The 21,855-nt window shown below is 71.2% G+C and carries 19 protein-coding genes; 6 read left to right on the top strand and 13 right to left on the bottom strand.

Annotation, left to right across the window (positions count from 1 at the left end):
- Positions 1–31: 31 nt before the first annotated feature.
- The gene (locus ACFWPA_RS03415) at positions 32–1,345 is read left to right on the top strand and encodes an aminodeoxychorismate synthase component I (protein ID WP_378505648.1); all 1,314 of its coding nucleotides are present in this window, start codon (positions 32–34) and stop codon (positions 1,343–1,345) included.
- Here ACFWPA_RS03415 and ACFWPA_RS03410 read toward each other — a convergent pair.
- Together ACFWPA_RS03410 and rsmI are read right to left on the bottom strand one after the other, a co-directional pair.
- Positions 1,303–5,355 carry an NACHT and WD repeat domain-containing protein gene (locus ACFWPA_RS03410; protein ID WP_378505647.1) on the bottom strand — a complete coding sequence of 1,351 codons (4,053 nt, stop codon included), beginning with the start codon at positions 5,353–5,355 and terminating at the stop codon, positions 1,303–1,305. The two genes, ACFWPA_RS03415 and ACFWPA_RS03410, sit on opposite strands and share 43 nt — an antisense overlap.
- 399 nt (positions 5,356–5,754) lie before the next feature.
- Positions 5,755–6,585, bottom strand: a complete 831-nt coding sequence (gene rsmI, locus ACFWPA_RS03405; protein WP_378505646.1) for a 16S rRNA (cytidine(1402)-2'-O)-methyltransferase — start codon at positions 6,583–6,585, stop codon at positions 5,755–5,757.
- A gap of 23 nt (positions 6,586–6,608) precedes the next feature.
- Between rsmI and ACFWPA_RS03400 the strand changes: the two genes are divergently transcribed.
- The gene (locus ACFWPA_RS03400; RefSeq protein WP_378505645.1) at positions 6,609–8,168 is read left to right on the top strand and encodes a dolichyl-phosphate-mannose--protein mannosyltransferase; all 1,560 of its coding nucleotides are present in this window, start codon (positions 6,609–6,611) and stop codon (positions 8,166–8,168) included.
- A gap of 4 nt (positions 8,169–8,172) precedes the next feature.
- On the opposite strand, the gene ACFWPA_RS03395 is transcribed toward ACFWPA_RS03400, so the two are convergent.
- The 5 genes from ACFWPA_RS03395 to ACFWPA_RS03375 form a co-directional block, all read right to left on the bottom strand.
- The gene (locus ACFWPA_RS03395; RefSeq protein WP_378505644.1) at positions 8,173–9,837 is read right to left on the bottom strand and encodes a BCCT family transporter; all 1,665 of its coding nucleotides are present in this window, start codon (positions 9,835–9,837) and stop codon (positions 8,173–8,175) included.
- Between the two features lie 67 nt (positions 9,838–9,904).
- Positions 9,905–10,336, bottom strand: coding sequence for a DoxX family protein (locus ACFWPA_RS03390; protein WP_378505643.1), 432 nt, complete (start codon positions 10,334–10,336; stop codon positions 9,905–9,907).
- Positions 10,337–10,400: 64 nt separating this feature from the next.
- Positions 10,401–10,793 (bottom strand): DUF2784 domain-containing protein, encoded by a 393-nt coding sequence (locus tag ACFWPA_RS03385; RefSeq protein WP_378505642.1) that lies wholly within the window; start codon positions 10,791–10,793, stop codon positions 10,401–10,403.
- Positions 10,794–10,833: 40 nt separating this feature from the next.
- Entirely contained in the window at positions 10,834–11,193 is a 360-nt protein-coding gene (locus ACFWPA_RS03380; RefSeq protein WP_378505641.1) for a GntR family transcriptional regulator, read from the bottom strand.
- A gap of 36 nt (positions 11,194–11,229) precedes the next feature.
- A complete protein-coding gene (locus ACFWPA_RS03375) occupies positions 11,230–11,667 on the bottom strand; it encodes a nuclear transport factor 2 family protein (protein ID WP_378505640.1) in 438 nt (145 codons plus the stop codon).
- Positions 11,668–11,734: 67 nt separating this feature from the next.
- Between ACFWPA_RS03375 and arsC the strand changes: the two genes are divergently transcribed.
- Positions 11,735–12,109: an arsenate reductase (glutaredoxin) gene (arsC, locus tag ACFWPA_RS03370; protein ID WP_378505639.1), complete on the top strand. Its 375-nt coding sequence runs from the start codon at positions 11,735–11,737 to the stop codon at positions 12,107–12,109.
- Here the strand turns inward: arsC and arcA are convergent.
- The 3 genes from arcA to ACFWPA_RS03355 all read right to left on the bottom strand — a co-directional run bounded on the left by arcA (position 12,106) and on the right by ACFWPA_RS03355 (position 15,205).
- A complete protein-coding gene (gene arcA / locus ACFWPA_RS03365) occupies positions 12,106–13,311 on the bottom strand; it encodes an arginine deiminase (protein ID WP_378505638.1) in 1,206 nt (401 codons plus the stop codon). The two genes, arsC and arcA, sit on opposite strands and share 4 nt — an antisense overlap.
- 80 nt (positions 13,312–13,391) lie before the next feature.
- A complete protein-coding gene (locus ACFWPA_RS03360) occupies positions 13,392–14,015 on the bottom strand; it encodes a response regulator (RefSeq protein ID WP_378505637.1) in 624 nt (207 codons plus the stop codon).
- Positions 14,012–15,205: a sensor histidine kinase gene (locus ACFWPA_RS03355; protein WP_378505636.1), complete on the bottom strand. Its 1,194-nt coding sequence runs from the start codon at positions 15,203–15,205 to the stop codon at positions 14,012–14,014. Before ACFWPA_RS03355 ends, ACFWPA_RS03360 begins: the two co-directional genes overlap by 4 nt.
- A 128-nt stretch (positions 15,206–15,333) precedes the next feature.
- Here ACFWPA_RS03355 and ACFWPA_RS03350 point away from each other — a divergent pair, with 128 nt between their 5' ends.
- The gene (locus tag ACFWPA_RS03350; RefSeq protein WP_378505635.1) at positions 15,334–16,401 is read left to right on the top strand and encodes an FtsX-like permease family protein; all 1,068 of its coding nucleotides are present in this window, start codon (positions 15,334–15,336) and stop codon (positions 16,399–16,401) included.
- A gap of 17 nt (positions 16,402–16,418) precedes the next feature.
- Positions 16,419–17,111, top strand: a complete 693-nt coding sequence (locus ACFWPA_RS03345) for an ABC transporter ATP-binding protein (RefSeq protein ID WP_378505634.1) — start codon at positions 16,419–16,421, stop codon at positions 17,109–17,111.
- A 61-nt stretch (positions 17,112–17,172) separates the two neighbouring features.
- Here the strand turns inward: ACFWPA_RS03345 and ACFWPA_RS03340 are convergent, their stop codons facing one another.
- The 3 genes from ACFWPA_RS03340 to ACFWPA_RS03330 form a co-directional block, all read right to left on the bottom strand.
- On the bottom strand, positions 17,173–18,582 hold the full coding sequence (locus ACFWPA_RS03340; RefSeq protein ID WP_378505633.1) for an Ig-like domain-containing protein: 1,410 nt from the start codon (positions 18,580–18,582) through the stop codon (positions 17,173–17,175).
- A gap of 211 nt (positions 18,583–18,793) precedes the next feature.
- Positions 18,794–19,630: an SDR family oxidoreductase gene (locus ACFWPA_RS03335; protein WP_378505632.1), complete on the bottom strand. Its 837-nt coding sequence runs from the start codon at positions 19,628–19,630 to the stop codon at positions 18,794–18,796.
- 105 nt (positions 19,631–19,735) lie between these two features.
- The gene (locus ACFWPA_RS03330; protein ID WP_378505631.1) at positions 19,736–19,891 is read right to left on the bottom strand and encodes a hypothetical protein; all 156 of its coding nucleotides are present in this window, start codon (positions 19,889–19,891) and stop codon (positions 19,736–19,738) included.
- A 146-nt stretch (positions 19,892–20,037) separates the two neighbouring features.
- Here ACFWPA_RS03330 and ACFWPA_RS03325 point away from each other — a divergent pair, with 146 nt between their 5' ends.
- Complete coding sequence (locus tag ACFWPA_RS03325) at positions 20,038–21,804, top strand: AMP-dependent synthetase/ligase (protein WP_378505630.1); 1,767 nt, start codon at positions 20,038–20,040, stop codon at positions 21,802–21,804.
- Positions 21,805–21,855 lie beyond the last annotated feature (51 nt).

Below are 21,855 nucleotides of genomic sequence, written 5' to 3'. Positions count from 1 at the left end.
GGGTCGGGAACCCTCGTGACACCCTTTCCGCATGCGGATCGAACGGTTGGGCACCGGCGGGGAACCGGCGGCGGTGCTGCGGGCGCTCGCGTCGCAGGCCGCCGCGACGGGCGCGCCCGGGCCGGCCGCGCTGATCGGCGACTGGTTCGGGTCCGGGGCGGTGCTGGTCCCGAGTGTCACGACCCGGCCGGTCGCGCCGCGGCGGGCGTTCGCGCTGACGCGTCCCCCCGCCGCGCCGATCACCACGCCGACGACCGCCGGGCGCGGCGACACCCCGCTGATCGGCGGCGGATGGATCGGGTACCGCGGCTACCCCGACACGCCCGACAGCGGCCGGACCGCCGCCCTGCCGGAGGCCGCCGGGGGCTGGACGGACTGTGTCCTGCGGCTCGACGCGGACGGCTGCTGGTGGTACGAGTCGCTCACCGGCCGCCCCTGCCCACCGGCATGGTCGACCGCCGTCACCCGACCGCGAACCCGGCCGCGGCCCTGGCATCTCGACTGGACGGCACCCGACCGGGACGCACACCGCTCCGGCGTGCTCGCGTGCCTCGATGCGATCGCCGCGGGCGAGGTGTACCAGGCATGTGTGTGCGCCAGGTACACCGGCACGATGGACGGCGAGTCCCTGGACTTCTTCGCCGACGCGACCGAGGCGACCCGCCCGGCGCGGGCCGCCTACCTCCAGGGGTCGTGGGGGGCCGCCGCGTCGCTGTCGCCGGAACTGTTCCTCGCCAGGAACGGCGACCGGGTGACGTCGAGCCCGATCAAGGGGACGCTCCCGATCGACACCGACCCGCGGCGGCTGCGCGCGTCGGTCAAGGACGTCGCCGAGAACGTGATGATCGTGGACCTGGTGCGCAACGACCTGGGCCACCTCGCCGTCCCCGGCACGGTCACCGTCACCGACCTGCTCGGCGTGCACCCCGCGCCCGGCGTGTGGCACCTGGTATCCACGGTCGCCGCCACCGTCCCGTCCGGCACAACGACGGCCGACCTGTTCGACGCCGCCTTCCCGCCCGCGTCGGTGACGGGATGCCCGAAACACCGTGCCCGACAGCTACTCTCCGCGTGGGAGCCGTACCCGCGCGGACTGTACTGCGGCACCGTCGGGTTCGCGTCCCCGCTGGCGGGCACCGAACTGAACGTCGCGATCCGGACGGTCGAGTTCGCCCCCGACGGCCGCGCGGAACTCGGGGTCGGCGGCGGCATCACGATCGACTCCGACCCCGACGCGGAGTGGCAGGAATGCCTCGACAAGGCGTCCAGCATCGTGACCCTCCGGCCTGCCGGGATCCCGCGCTATCCGGAGCACTCCCCCCGCGCCGACCTGGACAGCTCGTAGTCGGTCTCCTGGTCCGCCGTCAGCGGCGACGACGACGCGCAGATCCGGTCGATGATCGCGGCGACATCCAGCCGCCACGCCCGCAGCACGCCGTCGCCGTCCGCGGCCACCACCGTGTCCGACCCCGGCAGGAAGGCGACCTGCCATCGACCCGACCCGTCCGTGGCGATCGGTCCGCCCACCTCGCGCATGTGATCGCGGTCCGCGACGTCCCACAGTCGAACGGTGCCGTCATCGCTGCCCGACACCACGTGCCTGCCGTCCGAACCGAACGACACCGAGTAGACGGTGCCGCTGTGCCCGCGCAGCGCGGGTTGCCGCACCGTCAGCGAACCGTCCTCCGCGCGGTCCCACATCACCACCGTCTGGTCGTCGCTTCCAGTCGCCATCGCCGACCCGTCGGGCGCGAACGACACCGCGTTGATCCCCGCCCCGCCGCCGCCGTCGTCGACGTGCTGCGGCACCGGCCGGGCCGGATCGTCGACCCGCCACGCGAACACCCCCCCATCGGCGTCGGCGGCAACCAGGGTGGACCCGTCCGGGCTGAACGCCGCGGTGCGCACGAGGTTGCTTGGGCCGTCGAGCCGGTCCCCCCACGGAATCGGGTGCGCCGGATCGGTGAGATTCCACAGCTGCACGCTGGTGTCGTCGTCGCCGGTGGCCAGCGTCCGGTTGTCCGGGCTGAACGCCAACTCCCAGGTGAACCTGGTCCGGATCGTGATCGGTTCGCCGAGCGGGCGGGGCCGGGCGGGGTCGGCGACGTCCCAGACCTGCACCTGACCGCCGGTCGTCGGCGCGGTCGCCATCAGCGTCCCGTCCGGCGACAGTGCAACCATGTGGGCCCCGCCGAACGGCCGCGGCAGGTGCACCGACCCGACCACCCCGGCACGACCGTCCCCGTCGACCCGCCACATCCGGACCACCGAGTCGTAGCCGCCGGTCGCCATCAGCGACCCATCCCTGCTGATCGACGGCAGCGTCAACGCCGCCTCCGACACCGACAGCGCGGAGCGGGGCAGTGTCCACACCCGCAGGTTCGAGTCCTGCCCGCCGGTCACGACGGTCGACCCGTCCGGCGACACCGCCAGCGCGGGCACCCCGCCCCCGTTGCCGGTCAGGGCCGGCTTCACCTCGCTCATCGTGCCGCGCCCGGTCGCGACCGCCCACCGCTTGACGGTCCCGTCCCAGGACGCGCTGACCAGCGTCGCACCGTCCGCGGCGAAGGCGATCGTCCAGATCGCCCCGGTGTGCGCGTGCACCGGGGCACCGACCTCCCGGACGGCGCGCACGTCGGTGGTGTCGAACAACCGGATGACCCCGTCATCGCTGCTGGCGGCGAGGGTGCGCCCGTCAGGCGCGAACGCCACCGAATGCACCACGTCCCCGAAGTCCGCCTGCACCGGCGGCAGCGGCGTCGGCGCCGACCGGTTGCTCATGTCCCACAGCCTGACGCTGCGGTCGTCGCTGGACGTCGCCATCACCGCCGAGTCCGCGCGGAACGAGATGGTCCGCACGCCCGCCGGGTGGGCGGCCAGCGTCGTCGCCGGATACGGTCCCGGCGCGGGCGGCGAGGTCAGCACGGTCGAGGTATCGAACAGGGTGACGGTGCCGTCGTCGTTGGGTGCAGCCAGGGTGCGCCCGTCCGGGCTGAACCGGATGTTGTGCACCGCCTTCGTCCCGGCGCGCGCCCCCTCGAGGAGCGGTCGGGGTGCGGCCGGGTCGGTGACATCCCACGCGGACACGGTGCCGTCCCCGGCGCCCGCGGCCAGCACCCGCCCCGTCGGCGCGAAGGACACCGACGCGATGTACTTCTCGGATCCGGTCAGCAGCACACCGACGGGGTGCGGGGCCGCGGGGTCCCGCATGTCCCACAGCCGCACCGTCCGGTCGTCGCTGGCGGACGCCATCATCGACCCGTCCGGGGAGATCGCGACGCCGTACACGGGCCCGGTGTGACCGTCGAGCGCCCGCCCGATCGGCGTCGATTCGCTCGCGATCAGCCGCGAGTAGGCGGTGTCGCTGCCCGGGCGCATCTGCCAGGCGGCGAGCGAGAGCCGCGCCGCGGTGGTCGGGTCGGTGCTGCGCAGCGAGTCGGCCAGCGCCACCACCTGACGGAACTGGGCCGCGCTGCGCTCCGACTCGGCGCGGTTCTTCGCCGACCACGCCATCGACACCGCGACAAGGGCCACCACCGTCGACAGCACCAGCGCAGCCATCACCGCCCGCGCGATCCAGGTGCTGCGCCGCACGTTCCGCGTCGACGTGGACAGGAACTCGGTGGCGACGGGGGTCAGGGTGGCGGGGACCCGGTCACCGTCACGACCGGGGTCCGGATAGCCTTCCGCCGCGATCCGCGGCGCATCGTATTCGCGGACGATGTCCAGCCTGCCCCGCTGGTAGAGGAGGCTGCTGTCGCGACCGGACTCCTCCCACCGGGACGCGTCCTCCTCGATCTGCTGGCGCACCGCCGAGTACGACCGGTCCTCCTGGATCCAGGTCTTGAGCCGCGGCCAGGCGTCGATCACCGCGTCGTGGATCAGTTCGACGCTGTCCGCGTCCGCGACGAGCACCCGGGCCCCGATGAACCGGTCGACGACCTGCCTGGCCGGGTCCGCGGCCCCGCCTGCGAACGCAAGCAGCTGCGGCAGCGTCCGCCGGATCTTGACGTCGGCCCCGGTCTGCGTCACGTACACCAGGTGCACCATGATCGCCCTGGCCAGCAGGCGTTCGCGCTCGTCGAGGCCCTCCCAGGTGCGTTCCGCGGTGGCCGCGACCGACCCGCGGACCCCGCCCGTCGCCCGATAGGCGGCGACGGTGAGCTGTCCGCCGCGCCGCCGCTCCCACATCGAATCGAGCAGGTGCGAGAGCAGCGGCAGCACGGTGCCACCGCCGTCGGTGGACGTCAGCACCCCGAGGTCGTGCAGGATCAGGTCCACCAGCCCGGCCTCGAGCTTCAGCCCGATCAGCTGCGCAGGCCGGGTGATGACCTCCACCATGTCGGCCCGCGACAGCGGCGACACCGCCCGGCTGCGGCGTTCGAGCGCATCCGCGAGCACCGGATGGGTCAGTGCCCGCGCGTAGAAGTCGGACCGCATCGTCGCGATGATCAGGGGGGCGGCGTCGGCCGTCTCGTCGGGGCCGAGGGAGAAGGCGGCCAGGTCCAGCAGCCGCAGAAACGGATCCCTGGCCCGGGGGTCGCGGCACTGGGTGAACAGTTCCTCGATCTGGTCGACGACGATCACCAGCTGGGCGGCCCCAAGCCGGTCCGCGGCGGAGCGCATCGCGAGCCGGACCGCGGCCGCGTCCGCGGCGGGCGGCAGGGCACCGAGCTCGGGCACCGCTGCGGCGAGCGCCCCGAGCGGATCGGGTCCCGGGGTGAGGACGATCGCGACGCCCGCGGCGGTGCCGGCGTCGGGGCTCCCCGACGCTTCGCCGAGCAGCGCGGGAACGAGGCCGGCCTGCACGAGGGAGGACTTCCCGACCCCGGACGCGCCGGTGACGATCGTCATGCCCCGCCCCTGGGCGGCGGTCACCACGTCGATCAGCCGCTGCAGGCTCTCGGTCCGGCCGAAGAACAGCCGGGCATCCTCCGCCCGATAGGGCTCGAGACCGCGATACGGGCGCACCCCGGCCAGCGGTGGCGTGGCGTCGGCCCGGTCCGACTCGGCCCGGTTGCGGGTCGCGGCGCCGCCGTCGCGGGCGCCCTGCCACCACGACTGCCACTGTTTGAGGGAGTACAGGCCGGGGGTCGGGGGGTTGCCGTGCATCGACTGCGCGGTCCGGATCAGGACGACGAGGACCGGTCGCACCGCGTCGAAACTCGCGGGCACCCGTTTGCCGGAGCGCCAGTCGCTCAGCCGTTGGATCGACACCTGCTTGTCCGCGCCGATGGCCCGACCGAGCGCACCCGCCTCCGAGACGACGGTCTTGAGCGGCGGTCCGCCAGCGGTCGCGAACAGCAGCCGCAACTGGTCGGCAAAATGCAGCCTGGCATCGGGCCCTTCCGGCATCCGGTCCGTCCACCTTCCGGTTCCCACCCGCGGAAAATCCGCTGCGGAATAGTTCCTCATAGCGTGTGAACAGGGAGAATACCGGAATCCTCGGGCAGACCAATTGGTCGGGTGCGGTCGGGGCGGCACAGTGGTGTCCGGTGCAGGTGGGGTCCTGCACCACGTAGCGGCGCCGGCGGGGACTGACGATTCTCGAGGGGTAGTTCCCGCCGGGCACGCTGCACCTGGGCACGCCGAACACGCAGAATCCTAGGAGTCGACCATGAGCCGAATCGCCGTCAAGATCGCCGCGATGTTCCCGCCGACCCTGGCGGCCGCGCTCGTCATCGCCGCATCGGTGGGGCTGATCGTGGTGCTCGCGGGCATGCCGAGCTGAGCGCCGACGCCCGACCGGCCGCGTCAGTCCTTGCGCGCGGCGAGCACCGCCTCATAGATCTCCCGCTTCGACACACCGTTCGTGGCGACCACCGCGCATGCGTCCTTCAGCCGGGCACCATCCGCGACAAGCCGCTCGACCTCGCCGACGAGATCCTCCGGCCGGGCCGCGACCGGGGTTGCCCCCTCCAGCACGACCGTGATCTCCCCCCGCGCTCCCTCGACCGCCCACGCCGCGAGCTCGGCGAGGGTGCCGCGGCGCACCTCCTCGTAGGTCTTCGTCAGTTCCCGGCACACCGCGGCCCGGCGCTGCCCACCGAGCACCTCGACGGCGTCGGCGAGGCAGTCCGCGAGCCGGTGCGGCGCCTCGAAGAACACGCAGGCCCGGGATTCGGCGCGCAGGGTCTCCAGCCAGGACCGGCGCGGCCCCTGCTTCCTCGGCGGGAACCCGTCGAAACAGAACCGCTCGACCGGCAGCCCCGACAACGCCAGCGCGGTCGTCACCGCGGACGGGCCGGGCAGGCAGGTGACCGGCAGGTCCCGCGCCACACACGCCGCAACGAGCCGGTAGCCGGGGTCGCTGACCGACGGCATGCCCGCGTCGGTGACCAGCAGCACCGTCCGCCCCGCCGCGACGTCCTCGACGAGCGCGGGCAGTCGGGTCGTCTCCACCTGGTCGTAGAAGCTGACGACCTTCCCGGTGATCGTCACCCCCAACGCCGACGCGAGGTGCCGGGTGCGGCGGGTGTCCTCGGCGGCGACCACGTCCGCGGTCGCGAGGGCGTCGCGCAGCCGCTCCGAGGCGTCACGCACCTCTCCCATCGGCGTGGCAGCGAGGACCAGACAACCGTTCATGCCCGACAGCCTACGATCGTCCGGTGACCCAGTTGACCGACGCGCGTTCGACGCCCCGCGTCGACCACCCCGTCCTGGTCGGCCCGGGTCCCGCGGCGCCCGTCCCCGATCCGGGTCCGACCGACCGGCTGCGCGGCTGGGTGGTCACCCTGTTCCTGACCGCGGTCGCCGCGATCACCCGCTTCACGATGCTCGGCTATCCGACGGATGCGGGGACCCCGGTCTTCGACGAGAAGCACTACGCGCCGCAGGGCTGGCAGGCGCTCACCGGCGGCGGACTGGAGGACAACCCCGGCTACGGGCTGGTGGTGCACCCCCCGGTCGGGAAGCAGCTGATCGCGCTCGGCGAGGCGATCTTCGGCTACAACGGCTGGGGCTGGCGCTTCGCCGCGGCGGTCGCGGGCACCGTGCTGGTCCTGCTGGTGATCCGCATCGTGCGGCGGATGACGCGGTCCACGCTGGTCGGCGCGATCGCGGGCATCCTGCTGATCGCGGACGGTGTCACGTTCGTCTCGTCCCGGATCGGGATGCTCGACATCTTCATGGCGGTGTTCGTCGTCGCCGCGTTCGGGTGCCTGATCGTCGACCGCGACCAGGTGCGGGGCCGGATGGCGGTGGTATTCGCGGAGGGCCGGATCGCGCACTCCGAGTTCGGCCCGCGGCTCGGGGTGCGGTGGTGGCGGTTCGGGGCGGGCGTCCTGCTCGGCCTGGCGTGCGGAACGAAGTGGTCCGGGATCTACTTCATCGCGTTCTTCGGGCTGATGTGCGTGGCGTTTGACGTCGCGGCCCGGCGCTACCACGGGGTGCGGCGACCGTGGGTTGGCGCCGCGGTGCGCGACATCGGGCCCGGCCTGTATGCGCTGGTGCTCGTCCCGATCGGGGTGTACCTGGCGTCCTACTGGGCGTGGTTCACGTCCGAGACGGGGGTGGACCGGCATGCGGTCGGCGACCAGCTCGGGTACGGCGGCACCTTCTCCTTCGTGCCCTCCGCGCTGCGGTCGCTGTGGTACTACAGCGGCAACGTGCTCGAGTTCCATTCCGGACTGACGAACTCCGCGGGCAACCACCACCCGTGGGAGTCGAAGCCGTGGACGTGGCCGATGGGCCTGCGGCCGATGCTGTACTACTTCGCCGAGGGCGACCAGGTGTCCGGCTGCGGCGCGGAGAGCTGCGTTAAGGCGGTGATGCTGATCGGCACGCCTGCGATGTGGTGGCTGGCGCTGCCGATGCTCGGGTGGGCGCTGTGGCGCACGGTGGTCGGACGGGACTGGCGGTACGCGGCGGTCCTCGTCGGCTACGGCGCCGGGCTGCTGCCCTGGTTCGTGACGATGGACCGGCAGATGTACTTCTTCTACGCGGTCGCGCTGGCGCCGTTCCTGGTGATGGGTCTGGCGTTGGTGTGCGGCGAGGTGATCGGGTCCGCGCGGCAGGCGGCCGAACGGCGCGGCGTCGGCCTGCTCGCGGTGGCCCTGTACCTGGGGCTGGTGGTGGCGAACTTCGTCTGGCTCTGGCCGATCCTGACGGCCCTGCCGATCACCCCGGAGATGTGGCAGCAGCAGCTGTGGCTGCCGAGCTGGCGCTGACCCGTCAGGGGGGTGTCGCCGACCCGGTGTCGCCGGCCCGGCGGTGCCGGTGCGGCAGCTGGCCGTGCAGGGGCAGCTTCCGCCGCTGATGCGGCCGCAGGATCATCGGGTCGTGCCGCAGGTCCCGGTACAGCGACACGCACAGCCCGATCATCACGACCACGAACGGGGCGGCCGCGATGATCGTCATGGTCTGCAGGCCGTCGAGGGCGTCCTCGCCACCGGTCCAGAGCATCAACGCCGCGACACCGCCGGTGAGCATGCCCCAGAACACCACCACCCAGCGGCTCGGTGCCAGGTTCCCGCGCTGTGAGAGGGTCCCCATCACCATCGAGGCGGCGTCCGCTCCGGAGACGAAGAAGATCGCGACCAGGATCATCACCAGCACCGTCGACACCCCGAACAGGGGCAGGTGTTCGAGCATTCCGAACAGCTGCGACTCGGACGTGCCGCGGGTCGCGAGCTCGATGCCGTCGCGCTGCTCACCGATCCCGGCACCGCCCATCACGCTGAACCACAGCAGGCTGACGACGCTGGGGACCACGATCACACCGACGACGAACTCCCGGATCGTGCGGCCGCGGCTGATCCGGGCCAGGAACATCCCGACGAACGGGGTCCAGGAGATCCACCACGCCCAGTAGAAGATCGTCCACGACGAGAGCCATTCGGCGGTGGCGGGGTTGCTCGACGCCGCGGTGCGGGCGGACATCTCGGCGAGCTGGCTCGCGTAGGCGCCGATCGTGGTGGGGATCAGGTTCAGGATCAGCACGGTCGGCCCGAGGACGAAGACGAACACGGCAAGGGCGAGGGCCAGCACCATGTTGGTGTTCGACAGCCATTGGATTCCGCGCGACACCCCGGACACGGCGGACGCGACGAACGCCAGCGTCAGGATCGCGACGATCGAGACCAGCAGCAGCACCCCCGCCTTCTCCAACCAGCCGACCACCTCGAGGCCCGAGCCGATCTGCAGTGCCCCAAGACCGAGGGACGCGGCGGTGCCGAACATCGTCGCGAAGATGGCGAGGATGTCGATGACCTTGCCGATCGGCCCCTCCGCGCGGCGGCCGAGGAGCGCGACAAAGGCCGAGCTGAACAGCTGCTTGCGGCCGCGCCGATAGGTGCCGTATGCGAGGGCGAGGCCGACGACCGCGTAGGTCGACCACGGGTGCAGGCTCCAGTGGAACATCGTGGTCGCCATCGCCGTTCCGACCCGGCTCTGCCCCTCGGTGCCGGGTGGGGGCGTGACGAAGTGCGCGAGCGGCTCGGCGACGCCGAAGAACATCAGCCCGATACCCATCCCCGCGCTGAACATCATCGCGATCCAGCTGACGGTGCTGAACTCGGGCTTCTCGCCGTCCTTGCCGAGCGGGATCCGGCCGTATCTGCTGATCGCGAGCCACAGGGCGAACAGCACGAACCCGCTCGCGGCGAGGATGAACAGCCATCCGATGTTCGTGACCAGCCAGTCGAGGACCGTCCCGGTGACCGAGGCGAGCCCATCGGGGTCGACGAGTCCCCAGATCAGGATGACGGCGGCGGCGGCAGCGGCGACACCGAATACGACGCGGTCGGTGCGCGGCGCCCCGCCGCCCGACGGGGCGAGCGGGCCAGCAGCCGGGCGCTCGGAGGCGTCATCCTCGGACAGTTCGGTTCTCCCCACCATGCCCTAACGTTGCGTGCCCTCCCGGGCAAAAGCAAACTTCGGCGACGGGCGGCGCGTCCCCGGCGCGCTACGCGGTGACGGTCCGTGCGCCTCCGCGTCCCCCGATCAGGGCGTCGACGCTGAACCGGCCCGCCCCGGTTGCGGCGATCAGCAGCGAGGCGACGCCGAGCGCGAGGACCAGTTCGTAGCCACCCTCGGACACGAAGATGCCCTTGTCGACGTGCGCGATGAAGAACGCGCCGACCATGTCGAGGAACAGCAGGAGGCCGGCGATCGGGGTGGCGATTCCGGCGATCAGGGCGAACCCGCCGACGAGTTCGACCGTCGCGGCGATGACCGCGGACACGTTGTGCACCGGCGCCCCCATCTGCTCGAACGACGACTGCACCCCGCTGATGCCATAGGTGAAGAACTTCTGCCAGCCGTGGGCGACGAAGATCACGCCGATGCCGACGCGGGCGATGAGCAGGGCAATGTCGCGGAGTGCGCTGGATTTCATGTCGCGGTCCTTTTCGGTGTGCGGCGCGGGTTCCCGCCTCGGGAACTCATTCACTGTGACATGGTTAGGTTGAAGCGTCAACCATCCGGGGGTGGCGGTGTGCCGATGCTCGGGCCTGACGCGGATACCCGATCCACGAGAGCAGCACCACAGCGACGACGAGCAGCCGAACCAGGTTCTCGGCGTCGACCGGGTAGAGCACACCGGTGATGTAGTGCGCGATGAAGCCGGACGACGGCAACGGCGACCCGCCCTCCGCAACCCGCGCCCAGTTCTGCACCGCGGTCAGCGGACAGTCGTACCCGACCAGCACGGACCCGGCACCCCACAGCACGGCGGCCCCGTGCACCGCGATCGTCCGCGGCCAGCGCCACGCCAGGAAGCCACCGAACACCAGATACCCGAGGAACGCGAAGTGTCCGACCATCGCGAGCACCTCGACGACGCGGTAGACCATGGCCACCTCCGTTGGCGCGCCCTCCTCCGAGCGTAGGCCCTCACGCGCCGCGGATCGCGGCCTCAACCAGGGATCGGGCAACGCCGTCGGACAACCCGAGGCTCCGGACGGTTGCCACGTACTCGGTTGCCGCGCGGGCCGCGACACCCCGCGACGCGTCGCCGGTCGCCGCGACGAACGACCCGAGCCGCCCGCGGGTCTCGATCGCACCCATCGCCTCGAGTTCCCGATACGCCTTGGCGACCGTGTTCGCGGCCAGCCCCAACTGCTCCGCCAGCGCCCGCACCGTCGGCAGCTTCGTGCCCGCGATCAGCCCGCCGTCCCGCACCTGCTCGAGGATCTGCAACTTCACCTGTTCGAACGGGGCGGTCGCCGCAGCCGGATCGATGTCGATGCGCATCTCGCGAGGCTAGCCCGTGGACGCCGCCCGCGCGGGCTACCCGGAGAACGCCTCCTCGGCGCGATCGAACCACGCCGCCTCCTCCACGAGCCGGACGCTGCGCCAGCCGTCCGGCGTGCGCACCAACTCGTGGTGGTACCAGCCGCCGCAGAAGAACTGCTTGCCCGGCGCAACGATCAGCGGGTTGTAGAACATCGCGCTGACCGACGCCGTGCCGCCATCCGGGTCGAAGCCGCGAATATCCATGTTGGTGACGTAGTGCTGGGTGCGACTGAACAGCGCGAGCATCGGCTCGAGTTGCTCGATCACCGCCTCCCGATCGCCGGCAGGCCCGCCCGAGGTGCTGTAGTCGATGCGGGCATCCGCGGCAAACACCGTGCGGTACAGGTCCCAGTCCCTGGCGTCGACGGCGCGGGCGTACCGGGTCAGCAGGTCGGTGGCCTCGATCCAGAGGTGCAGGTACGCGGAGTCCATCGGGTCATGGAACCCCACCCGGGCCGCCGCCGTCCGCGATTTCGGTGATGCGGGCACACTATGGGGCATGGCAACGACTTCCGCAGGCAGCACTCCGGCGCACACCGCGACGATCTACCACAACCAGCGCTGCAGCACCTCCCGCAAGGTGCTCGCGCTGATCGAGGAGGCGGGCATCACGCCGACCGTCGTCAAGTACCTGGAGACGCCGCCGTCCCGGGACGGGCTGCGCAAGCTCCTCGACGACGCGGGCCTCAAGCCGAGCGAGGCAATCCGGAGGAAGGAGGCCATCTACAAGGACCTCGGACTGGCCGACGCGAGCGAGGACGAACTGCTCGACGCGATGGTGGAAAATCCGATCCTGATCGAGCGACCCCTGGTCGTCACCGACCGCGGGACGGTCCTCGCCCGGCCGGTCGAGAAGGTCACCACCATCCTCTAGTCGCGGCTGATCGGGCAGGACATGCACCGGGGTCCGCCGCGGCCGGACCCGAGTTCGGAGCCTGCGATGCGCAGGACCTCGATGCCCGACGCCTCGAGCCGCGCGTTCGTCTCCACGTTGCGCTCGTAGGCGACGACGACGCCCGGCGCGAGCGCGAGCGTGTTGTTCCCGTCATCCCACTGCTCCCGCTCGGCGGTGACGTGGTCGAGGCCGGTGTCGATGACGCGGAGCTTGTCGATGCCCATCGCGGCGGCGGCGGCGTCCAGGAACGGTTCCGCACCTCGAATGGACACCCCGGTCTCCTCACTGCGCAGGGTGAACGCGGAGAGGGTGTGCGCGACCGCCGGATACATCACGACGGCGTCGACGTCGACCATCGTGCACACCGTGTCGAGGTGCATCGACGCGCGCCGCTGCTCGATCGGCACCACCAGGACCGTGTGCGCGAGCCCGTCCTCGAAGACGCTGCGCGCCAGTGCTTCCGCGCCTGCCGGGGTGGTCCGCTCCCCCACCCCGACCGCGACCACCCCCGGAGCGAGCAGCAGCACGTCACCGCCCTCGACGGGCGCGGTGTGCGACTCGTAGGCGCGGCGCACCCCCAGGAACCGCGGATGGTGTGCGTAGATCAGGTCGGTCAGCGACGCCTCCCGCACCCGGGCGGGGAGGGCGAGCGAGGTGATCGCGACCCGGTCCCCGATCCAGAACGACGAGTCGCGGGTGAACAGCAGGTTCGGCAGCGGCTCGATGACGAAGTCGCCGCCGTGATGCATCCGCCGCACCAGCGACGGCCCGCCCGGACCGATCGGCAACTCGTCGAAGGTCATCCCCGCGGTCAGCACCGTCGCGAGGGTGTCCGGCGCGACGGTCCGCAGGTACCCCGAAAGCTCCTGCGCCAGTGTGTGTCCGAGTCGTCTCGGGTCGACTGCCGCCGCGATGCCCTGGATGCGTGCGGCGCCACTGACGGTCAGCGTCTCGGTCAACACCTCCGAGAGCAGCAACACGTCCACCCCACGCGAGCGCAGCAGGTCGGCGAACGCGTCGTGCTCGTCCTTGGCCCGGTCCACCCATGGCAGCCCGTCAAAGAGAAGCTGGTCGCTGTTGCGCGGTGTCAGCCGTTTGAGCTCGTCTCCCGGCCGGTGAAGCAGCACGGTGCGCAGCCGCCCCACCTCCGAATCGACCCGCGGGGGCTGGCTCTCGTTCATGATCCGACAGTAGTACCGACCGCGGCGGGCCGCGCAGGGCATACCGCGGCAAGCCGCGCAGGGCGTAGCGCGGCGGGGGCTCAGCTGATCAGCCCACGTTCCCTCGCCACCGCGACGGCCGCGGTGCGGCTGTCCACTTCCAGTTTCGAGAAGACGTGCACCAGATGCGATTTCACGGTGGCCTCGGTGACGAACAGGTCCTTGGCGATGGCCCGGTTGGAGAGGCCCCTGGCGACGAGGGCGAGGATCTCCGTCTCCCGACTGCTCAGGTCCACCCGCGGGTCGCGAATCCTCCGGTAGAGCCGTTGTGCCACAGCGGGGTTGAGGACGGTGTCGCCGCGTGCCGCGGACCGGATCGCATCGACGAGCACCTGCGGGTCGCTGTCCTTGAGCAGGTAGCCCGACGCGCCTGCCTCCACGGCCCGCAGGATGTCGGTGTCGGTGTCGTAGGTGGTGAGCACCACGACACGCGGCGGACCCGGTTCCGCGACGATCGCCGCGGTCGCCTGCGCGCCGTCCATGCCCTCGCCGAGCCGCAGGTCCATCAGCACGACGTCGGGTCGCTGCGCGCGGACCAGGTCGAGCGCGTCCTCCCCCGAGGACGCCTCCCCGACGACGTCGAGCCCGTCGTGCGATCCGATCAGGGCACGCAGCCCCGCCCGGACGACCGGGTGGTCGTCGACCAGCACGATTCTCAGGGTCATGATGGCACCGGAAGCGTCGCGGCAAGGGCCGTTCCGTCCCCGACGGCGGACTCGACGACGAGTGATCCGCCGAGCGAGTCGAGTCGTTCCCGCATCGCGCGCAGGCCGAACGAGGTCGGCGCTGGCGCCGCGTCCGGGTCGAACCCGACCCCATCGTCGACGATGTCGAGACGCACCTCGTCGGGGGTGTAGGCGATGGTCACCCGCACCTGCTGTGCCCGGGAGTGCAACCGGACGTTGGCCAGCGCGCTCTGCGCAACGCGCAGCAGCGCGACGTCGTATTCCATCGGCAGTCCTGCCTGTTCTCCGTCGACGACGAGGCCCGCGTCGATTCCGGTGTGGTCGCGCAGTTGGCCGACGAGCCTGCCGAGCGCGGAGGCCAGCGAGGCGTCCTCGAGGGCGGACGGCGTCAGCGCCCCCACCACCCGGCGCGCCTCGGCGAGGTTGTCCTGCGCGGTGTCGGCGATTCGGGCGAGCGCCGCGACCGGATCGGACGCCCGTTCCCCGGCCCTGGCCAGCAGCACGATCGACGAGAATCCCTGGGCGAGGGTGTCGTGGATGTCGCGGGCCAGCCGCTCACGCTCGGCGACCGCCCCGGCTTCCCGCTGCACCAGGGCGAGTTCGTCTTGGGCGCTGAGTAATTCGTGATGGGAGCGGGCGAGTTCGTCGTAGAGTCGGCGGCGCTGCTGCGCGTCTTGGACGAGCTGCTGGTAGACCACCGCCATCCCGGCGGCGGCCGCGGCACCGAAGACCGGCCCGAGGATCGAGGCGACCGTGTTCGAGGTGCCGTGCCACAGCGTCGCGGCGACCGCGACGGCGGTGATCGCGACCGTGGACGCCAGCGCCGCCGCGGTGGACAGCAGGTGGAAGCACAGGAAGAACAGCGGAAACGCCACCCAGACGAAGTTGCCGTCGAGCGCGGAGAGTCCCAGCCAGCCGAGGACGAGGACGCCGAGCCACAGCCGACCATATCCGGGGCGGCCGGTGGCGGCGGACCGCCCCGCGAACCAGACGCCTGCGAGGTACCAGCCGAATAGGAGCGCGGCGAGGGCGACCGCAGCGGCGGGGTTCGCGTCACCGGTCAGGGCGCGGGCCACGCCGACCGCGAGCAGCAGCACGAACAGCACGTGGGCGCCGAGGGTCATCACCCGCAACACCGGCATCGGGCCGCGGTCGTGAGGGAGCTGCATTTCGTCCACGCTAACACCGCCGGCGGCCGTCGACCTGCCGCGGCGCAGTCATTCCAACTTTCGATTGACCACCACACCCAACCGTCGCGCGATGCGAGCGCACCCGTTCCCGGGCGAGGCTGGATGTCATGTTCATCGGTATTCGTGATCTCCGTTTCGCCAAGGGCCGCTTCACTCTGATGAGTGTGGTCCTGTTCCTGATCGCGCTGATGGTGGTGATGCTGTCGGGTCTGACGGCCGGGCTGGGCAACCAGTCGATCGCGGCGGTCCGGGGCATCGGGGCGGACCGGTTCGCGTTCGGGGTGCCCGCGCAGGGCCAAGACCTGTCGTTCTCCGAATCCCGGGTGGACGGCGCCCAGCGGGACGCGCTCGCGGCGCGTGCCGGGGTGGAGGAGGCCGCGCTGATCGGTATCGCACCGGTGCGGTTGACGGTGGACGGGCGGGACGTCGGCGCGAGCGCGTTCGGCGTGGACGGCGCCTCGTTCGCCGCCCCGGTGCCGCTCGCCGCAGGGGAGGTCGCGGTGGACACCGAGCTGGCCGAGGACAACGGCTGGGCGGTCGGGCAGCGGGTCGACGCGGGCGGCCGAACCGTGACGGTTGCCGCTCTCGTCGACGACTCGTTCTACAACCACCAGCCGGTGGTGTGGTTCGACCGCGCGGACTGGCTGGCGCTGCCGACCGCGGCGGGCAGCGACGGCACCGTCGTCGCGCTGCGCACCTCCCCCGGCTTCGACGCCACCGCGGCGGGCGCCGCGACCGGCACCGCGATCACCGACGTGGACGACGCGGTGAACGCCATCGGCGGGTACAGCTCCGAGCGGGGATCACTGCTGTTGATGCAGGGCATGCTGCTGGTGGTCAGCGCACTGGTGGTCGGGGCCTTCTTCACGGTGTGGACCATCCAGCGTGGCCCGGACCTGGCGGTGCTCAAGGCGGTCGGCGCGTCCACCGGATACCTGCTGCGGGATGCGCTCGGGCAGGGGCTGGTGCTGCTGGTGCTCGGCACCGGGCTCGGGACGCTGGCCGCCGTCGGGCTGGGAACGATTGCCGCACAGGCCGTCCCGTTCACCCTCACCGTCGGCGGCGTGCTGCTGCCGTTCGTCGCACTGATCGCCCTCGGCATGCTCGGCGCCGCCGCCGCGGTGACCCGCATCGCCTCGATCGACCCGAGGACCGCGCTCGCCGCGGCCCGCTGACCAGGAAGGACCTTCCCATGAGCATCGAGCTTCGCGACATCGTGCTGACCTACCCCGACGGCGACACCCGGCTGCGCGCCCTCGACGACGTCACCTGCGTCGTCGACCGCGGCGAGTTCGCCGCCGTGACCGGGCCGTCCGGGTCGGGCAAGTCCAGCCTCCTCGCGGTCGCCGGCCTGCTGACCACCCCCGACTCCGGCACCGTCCGCCTCGACGGCGCCGATCTCACCGGACTGAGCCGGGCCCAGCGCACCACGCTGCGGCGCGAGCGACTCGGCTTCGTGTTCCAGCAGTCCAATCTGATGGCCTCGCTGACCGCAACCGAGCAGTTGCTGCTGATGACGCACCTATCCGGCGGCCGGGTCCGGGATCAGCGGGACCGGGCGAGGGATCTGCTCACCACCCTCGGCCTCGGCGGGCACCTCGACCGGCGCCCGCACCAGCTGTCCGGCGGGCAGCGTCAGCGGGTGGCGATCGCCCGCAGCCTGATGAACGATCCGTCGGTGCTGCTGGTGGACGAGCCGACGTCCGCGCTCGACGAGCCGCGCAGCCGGGAGATCGTCGCCCTGCTCGGTTCGGTAGCCAGGGAGCGGAATGTCGCGGTCGTGATGGTCACCCACGACCTCGGACCGCTGGACCTGGTCGACGCCGTCTACGAGATGCACAGCGGGGCACTGACGTTCGACGGATCCACCCGCGTCACCGCCTGAACGACGAACACCCCGCCCCGGCACTGCCGGGGCGGGGTGTCGTTCGTTCGGGCCGGGAATGCTACGACGCGAACATGCCCATCAGGTCGGAGCTGCCACCACCGGTGTTGGGCAGCGGCTCGTCGGTCACGGTGATGGTCGTGGTGCTCTCGGACGGCAGGAAGCCGGGGGCTCCGCTGTACACGGCGCGGATGTCGAACACGCCGACCTCGCCGAACAGGTAGCTCTGCTGGGCGAGACCGTCGTTGACGTTGACCGGGTTGCCGAGCGGCTCCTGCCCACTGAAGTACTGCACGGTGCCCCCGCTCGCCTTCGGCGCCACGTTCGCGCGCATGAAGATGTAGCGACCCGCCTGCGCCTGCGCCGGGATGTCGAGCGTCAGCGTGGTCGCGACGTCGGCGCCGCCGGGCACGCCGACCTGGATGGTCTGGGCGGCGGACGTCGACGCCGCGAATCCGGGGGCGCCGGAGAAGACCGCGGTGATCGTCTTGGCGCCGCTGACGGTGAAGTTCTGCACCAGGCTGGCCTTGCCGTTGGCGTCGACGTCGACGGTGCCGAGCACGGTCATCCCGTTCTTGAACGTCACCGTGCCCGCACCCGGGAAGGGCTCGACCTGCGCCTCAAGCACGACATCGGTGTTGACCAGCGATGTTGCGGGGACGATCACTGTGGTCCGGGTGACCTGGTCGCCCGCCTCGATGGTGACGTTCTGCGCCGCGGAGACCGACTCGAGCGCGAAGCCGGTGCCAAGGAACTTCGCGGTGATGTCGAAGGTGCCCGCGTCATTGTTGGACGGGGTCCACGCGTAGGTCGCGACGCCGTCCGCGGCGAGCATGCCGGTGCCGATCTCGTCGGCGCCCTTGTAGAACTTGACCACGTCGTTGGCGCGACCGCCGGTGACCTTCGCGGTGAGCGTCGACTGGACACCGCCCTTGAGCGCACCGACCGGCTGCAGCGTGGTGGTGGTGGCGTTCTTGGTGACGGTGATCCCGGGACCCTGGGTGGTGTAGGCACCCGATGCCGCGCTTCCACCGTAGGAGACGCCGCTGTTCTGCGCGGCCTCGCGGGTGCAGTTGGCGGTGACGGTGTACTGGAACTCGAACTTCTGCTCGGTGGTCGCGTCCCAGGACCCCTGGACCTTGACGGTGCCCGCGCCGACGGCGGCGACGGGAACCGGGAGGCCGTTGACCTTGACCGAGTCCTGCTTGTAGTTCATGCAGGTCGGGCGGACATCCTCAAGCCAGTTGATCGTGTTGCCCGCCGCGGTGACGGTGGTGGTGGCCGTGACGACCTCACCCTCGGCGGGCGTCGGGTTGCTCAGCGTGCGGGTGAAGCTCGCACCGCCGTCCGTCCACGACACCGTTGCGGGGTCGGCGTTCGCGACCCCCGTTCCCAATGCGACCGCGAATCCGGCGGCCACGCCCAACGCGCTCGCCGCCGCGATCATGCGGCGTCCAGACATCCCCGACATGCCATTCCTTCCGAACCTGAGGGAGGACCGACCAGCCCCCCGAGAAGTGGTGGGTCCCGGCGCCCACCCCCTCGCTGTGGGGTGTCCAGCGCCGAAATCGGGGAGCAGTAGATCACGATTCGGTCACCCGCATCGCCGGTTTCACCGAACTGACTGGACGGGCGTCCTGATCTGCTCCGCGCTGCCCGGTCGGGGCCCTGCGCTGCCGGCGCTATCGCAGGAACTTGCCGAACTGGTTGTTGGCCTGCTGCATCACGAACTCGTAGGGCGGCGCGAACTTCCGTGCCCACCAGTACCCGAACCGGACGTCGGCGGAGGTGTAGACGAGGAACCGCCCGCGCTTGACGCCCCGCACGATGCACGCCCCGACGTGCTCGGGCGTGACCGCCCGCCGCTCGAAGCGGTGCACCGCCTTGCGGACCCGCGGATCGTCCCGGTCCACGCCCGCGATCTCGACCGTCCCCACCAGCGGTGTCCGAACCGCCCCCGGCACGACGAGCGAGACCCCGATCCCGTGCTGCTTCAGGTCGAACCGCAACACCTCCGAGACGCCTCGCAGCCCGAACTTGCTTGCGCTGTAGGCGGCGTGCCACGGCAGGGCCAGCAGCCCGGCCGCCGACGACACGTTCACCAGGTGACCGCCGCGCCCCGCGCGCACCATCGGCGGCACGAAGTTCTCGATGATGTGGATCGGGCCCATCAGGTTGACGTCGACCATCGACTTCCAATGCCGGTGCTCAAGGTTCTCCACGGTCCCCCATGCCGAGATCCCGGCCACGTTCATCACGATGTCGAGCGCGCCATGCTCGCCACCGACCTGCGTCGCCCACGCGGTGACGGCCTCGTAGTCCGCGACGTCGAGGGCCCGCGACTCCGTCACGACGCCGCCGGCGCCGGTGACGAGAGCGACGGTCTCGGCCAGCCCGACCTCGTTGATGTCGGTGAGCAGCAGGTGCGCACCCTCGGCCGCGCACGCCAGGGCGGTCGCCCGACCGATTCCGCTCCCCGCGCCCGTGATCAGGCACTTCTTACCGCCGAGCTCCTTCATCACTGCCCCCAATGCCGGTCCGCACGATCCGCATCGGAGTGTACGTGCGGGCGACCGGCGCAGGGGTCACCCTCGGCGGTTGCTGCCGCCGGTGCGGGGTCCGATCTACAGTCGGGTCCCCATCTCGTCCTGGTACTCGCGGATCGTGCGTTCGATCTCGTCCGCTGCTGCCGCGTCGTCGTGACCGCGGGCGTAGTCGGCGCGCTCCCGCAACGTCCGGATCGCCCTTCGCAACTCGTCGTCCGACATCCTGTGGTCCATGCCGTCAAGTGTGCGCCGGTTCGGACCGTTCGCCAACCGTCCCGATCACGCCGCACGGAGCGTTATCCTGGAGGTGACGTGGGTCACATGGCAGCCCCGGATGGACGGGCGCCCTCTCGCCTTCACCCACCGAAGGAGGATCCGCCATGAGCCTCGACACCCTGTGCGCGGCGTTCCAGGACACGGCAGCCCGCCACCCGGACAAGGTGGCGCTGCGCACCGCCGACGGGTCGGTGACAATCACCTGGAGCCAGTACGCCGGTCGGGTCCGCGCCATCGCCGCCGGGCTCGCGAAACTCGGTGTCCGACACGGGGACACGGTGGGTTTAATGCTGACCAACCGTCCCGAGTTCCACCTCGTCGACACGGCAGCGGTACACGCAGGCGCCACCCCGTTCTCCGTCTACAACACCCTCGCCGCCGAGCAACTGCACCACGTGCTCACCAACGCGGGCTGCCGGATCATGGTGTGCGAGAGCCAGTTCCTGCCGGTGATCCGGGAGGCAGCGCCCGGCACCCCGGTCGAGCGCATCGTGTGCGTCGACGGCACACCGGAGGGCACGATCGGCCTCGCGGACGTCGAGGCGGAACCCGACCCGGACTTTGACTTCGAGACGAGTTGGCGGGCCGTCCGCCCCGACGACCTGATCACGGTCATCTACACCTCCGGCACCACCGGGCCGCCGAAGGGCGTCGAACTCACCCACACGAACGTGATTGCCTTCCGGGATGCGAGCGTCGAACTCGCGCACCCCACCTCCGACGACCGCGGGGTGTCCTATCTCCCGGACGCCCACATCGCGAACCGCAACGTCGCCCATTACTGCGGGATCTTCTTCGCCACCGAGATCACCACCCTCGCAAACCCGAAGCAGGCGGTGACCGCGCTGCCGGAGGTGCGCCCGACGATCTTTCTCGCCGTCCCGCAGGTCTGGTACAAGGTGAAGGCCGGGGTCGAGGCGGCGCTCGACGCGGAGACCAGCGCACCGAAACGGCGGCTGGCCGGCTGGGCGATCGACGTCGGCATCCGCACCGCGCGGATGCGCTCGGCAGGCGTCCCGATCCCGCACCGCCTGGAACTGCAGCACGCGGCGGCCGAGCGGCTCGTGCTCGCCCCGATCCGCCGCAAGCTCGGACTGGACGAGGTGCGCCTCGCGATCACCGCCGCCGCCCCGATGTCGCCCGACGTGCTGGCCTTCATCCTCGGCCTCGGCATCCCGTGCTGCGAGGCATGGGCGATGTCCGAAACCGCCGCGACCGGCACGGCGAACCGGCCCGGTTCGATCCGCATCGGCACGGTCGGCGAACCGATGGCAGGCGTCAACATGAAGCTCGCCGACGACGGCGAGCTGCTCGTCTCGGGTCCGGGCGTGATGCGGGGCTACCGCGGCGAGCCGGAGAAGACCGCGGACGCCCTGGACGCCGACGGCTGGCTGCACACCGGCGACATCGCGACCATCGACACCGACGGCTACGTGACCATCGTCGACCGGAAAAAGGAACTGATCGTCACCACCGGAGGCAAGAACATCTCCCCCGCCGCCATCGAGGACGCCCTGCACGCCGCGAGCCCACTGATCGCGGGGGCCGTCGCGATCGGCGACAACCGCCCCTACGTGACCGCGCTGCTCACCCTCGACACCGAGGTGGCAGCCGCGTTCGCGGCGCGGACCGGCAGCACCGACGAGACCGCCGAGGAACTCGCGGTGAACCCGGACGTGCGGACGGAAGTCGAGCGGGCCGTCGACGCCGCCAACAGCCACCTGTCGCAGGTCGAACAGGTCAAGCGGTTCACCATCCTCCCCGACGTCTGGGAGCCGGGCGGGGACGAGTTCACCCCGACGATGAAGCTGCGCCGCGCCCCGATCACCGCGAAGTACGCGGACCGGATCGACGACCTCTACGCGGGCTGATCCCACACCATCGCGGCGCGAACGGCCCCGGACGCAGCGGATCCCCGCCAC

Origin of the sequence: Rhodococcus sp. NPDC058505, assembly GCF_042720095.1 — a bacterium.
In the GTDB taxonomy this organism is placed as follows: Bacteria; Actinomycetota; Actinomycetes; order Mycobacteriales; family Mycobacteriaceae; genus Rhodococcus_G.
Note: the sequence above shows the minus strand (reverse complement) of the source record. Positions and strands in the feature narration are given on the sequence as shown.

Excerpts from the sequence above, each read along its gene's own strand:
- ACFWPA_RS03355 (WP_378505636.1), bottom strand. The coding sequence starts at position 15,205 with ATGCAGCTCCCTCACGACCGCGGCCCGATGCCGGTGTTGCGGGTGATG.
- rsmI (WP_378505646.1), bottom strand. The coding sequence starts at position 6,585 with ATGAACGGTTGTCTGGTCCTCGCTGCCACGCCGATGGGAGAGGTGCGT.
- ACFWPA_RS03375 (WP_378505640.1), bottom strand. The coding sequence starts at position 11,667 with ATGGACTCCGCGTACCTGCACCTCTGGATCGAGGCCACCGACCTGCTG.
- ACFWPA_RS03410 (WP_378505647.1), bottom strand. The coding sequence starts at position 5,355 with ATGCCGGAAGGGCCCGATGCCAGGCTGCATTTTGCCGACCAGTTGCGG.
- ACFWPA_RS03330 (WP_378505631.1), bottom strand. The coding sequence starts at position 19,891 with ATGGACCACAGGATGTCGGACGACGAGTTGCGAAGGGCGATCCGGACG.
- ACFWPA_RS03340 (WP_378505633.1), bottom strand. The coding sequence starts at position 18,582 with ATGTCGGGGATGTCTGGACGCCGCATGATCGCGGCGGCGAGCGCGTTG.
- ACFWPA_RS03325 (WP_378505630.1), top strand. The coding sequence starts at position 20,038 with ATGAGCCTCGACACCCTGTGCGCGGCGTTCCAGGACACGGCAGCCCGC.
- ACFWPA_RS03360 (WP_378505637.1), bottom strand. The coding sequence starts at position 14,015 with ATGACCCTGAGAATCGTGCTGGTCGACGACCACCCGGTCGTCCGGGCG.
- ACFWPA_RS03345 (WP_378505634.1), top strand. The coding sequence starts at position 16,419 with ATGAGCATCGAGCTTCGCGACATCGTGCTGACCTACCCCGACGGCGAC.
- ACFWPA_RS03335 (WP_378505632.1), bottom strand. The coding sequence starts at position 19,630 with ATGAAGGAGCTCGGCGGTAAGAAGTGCCTGATCACGGGCGCGGGGAGC.
- arsC (WP_378505639.1), top strand. The coding sequence starts at position 11,735 with ATGGCAACGACTTCCGCAGGCAGCACTCCGGCGCACACCGCGACGATC.
- ACFWPA_RS03385 (WP_378505642.1), bottom strand. The coding sequence starts at position 10,793 with ATGGTCTACCGCGTCGTCGAGGTGCTCGCGATGGTCGGACACTTCGCG.
- ACFWPA_RS03415 (WP_378505648.1), top strand. The coding sequence starts at position 32 with ATGCGGATCGAACGGTTGGGCACCGGCGGGGAACCGGCGGCGGTGCTG.
- ACFWPA_RS03350 (WP_378505635.1), top strand. The coding sequence starts at position 15,334 with ATGTTCATCGGTATTCGTGATCTCCGTTTCGCCAAGGGCCGCTTCACT.
- arcA (WP_378505638.1), bottom strand. The coding sequence starts at position 13,311 with ATGAACGAGAGCCAGCCCCCGCGGGTCGATTCGGAGGTGGGGCGGCTG.
- ACFWPA_RS03395 (WP_378505644.1), bottom strand. The coding sequence starts at position 9,837 with ATGGTGGGGAGAACCGAACTGTCCGAGGATGACGCCTCCGAGCGCCCG.
- ACFWPA_RS03390 (WP_378505643.1), bottom strand. The coding sequence starts at position 10,336 with ATGAAATCCAGCGCACTCCGCGACATTGCCCTGCTCATCGCCCGCGTC.
- ACFWPA_RS03380 (WP_378505641.1), bottom strand. The coding sequence starts at position 11,193 with ATGCGCATCGACATCGATCCGGCTGCGGCGACCGCCCCGTTCGAACAG.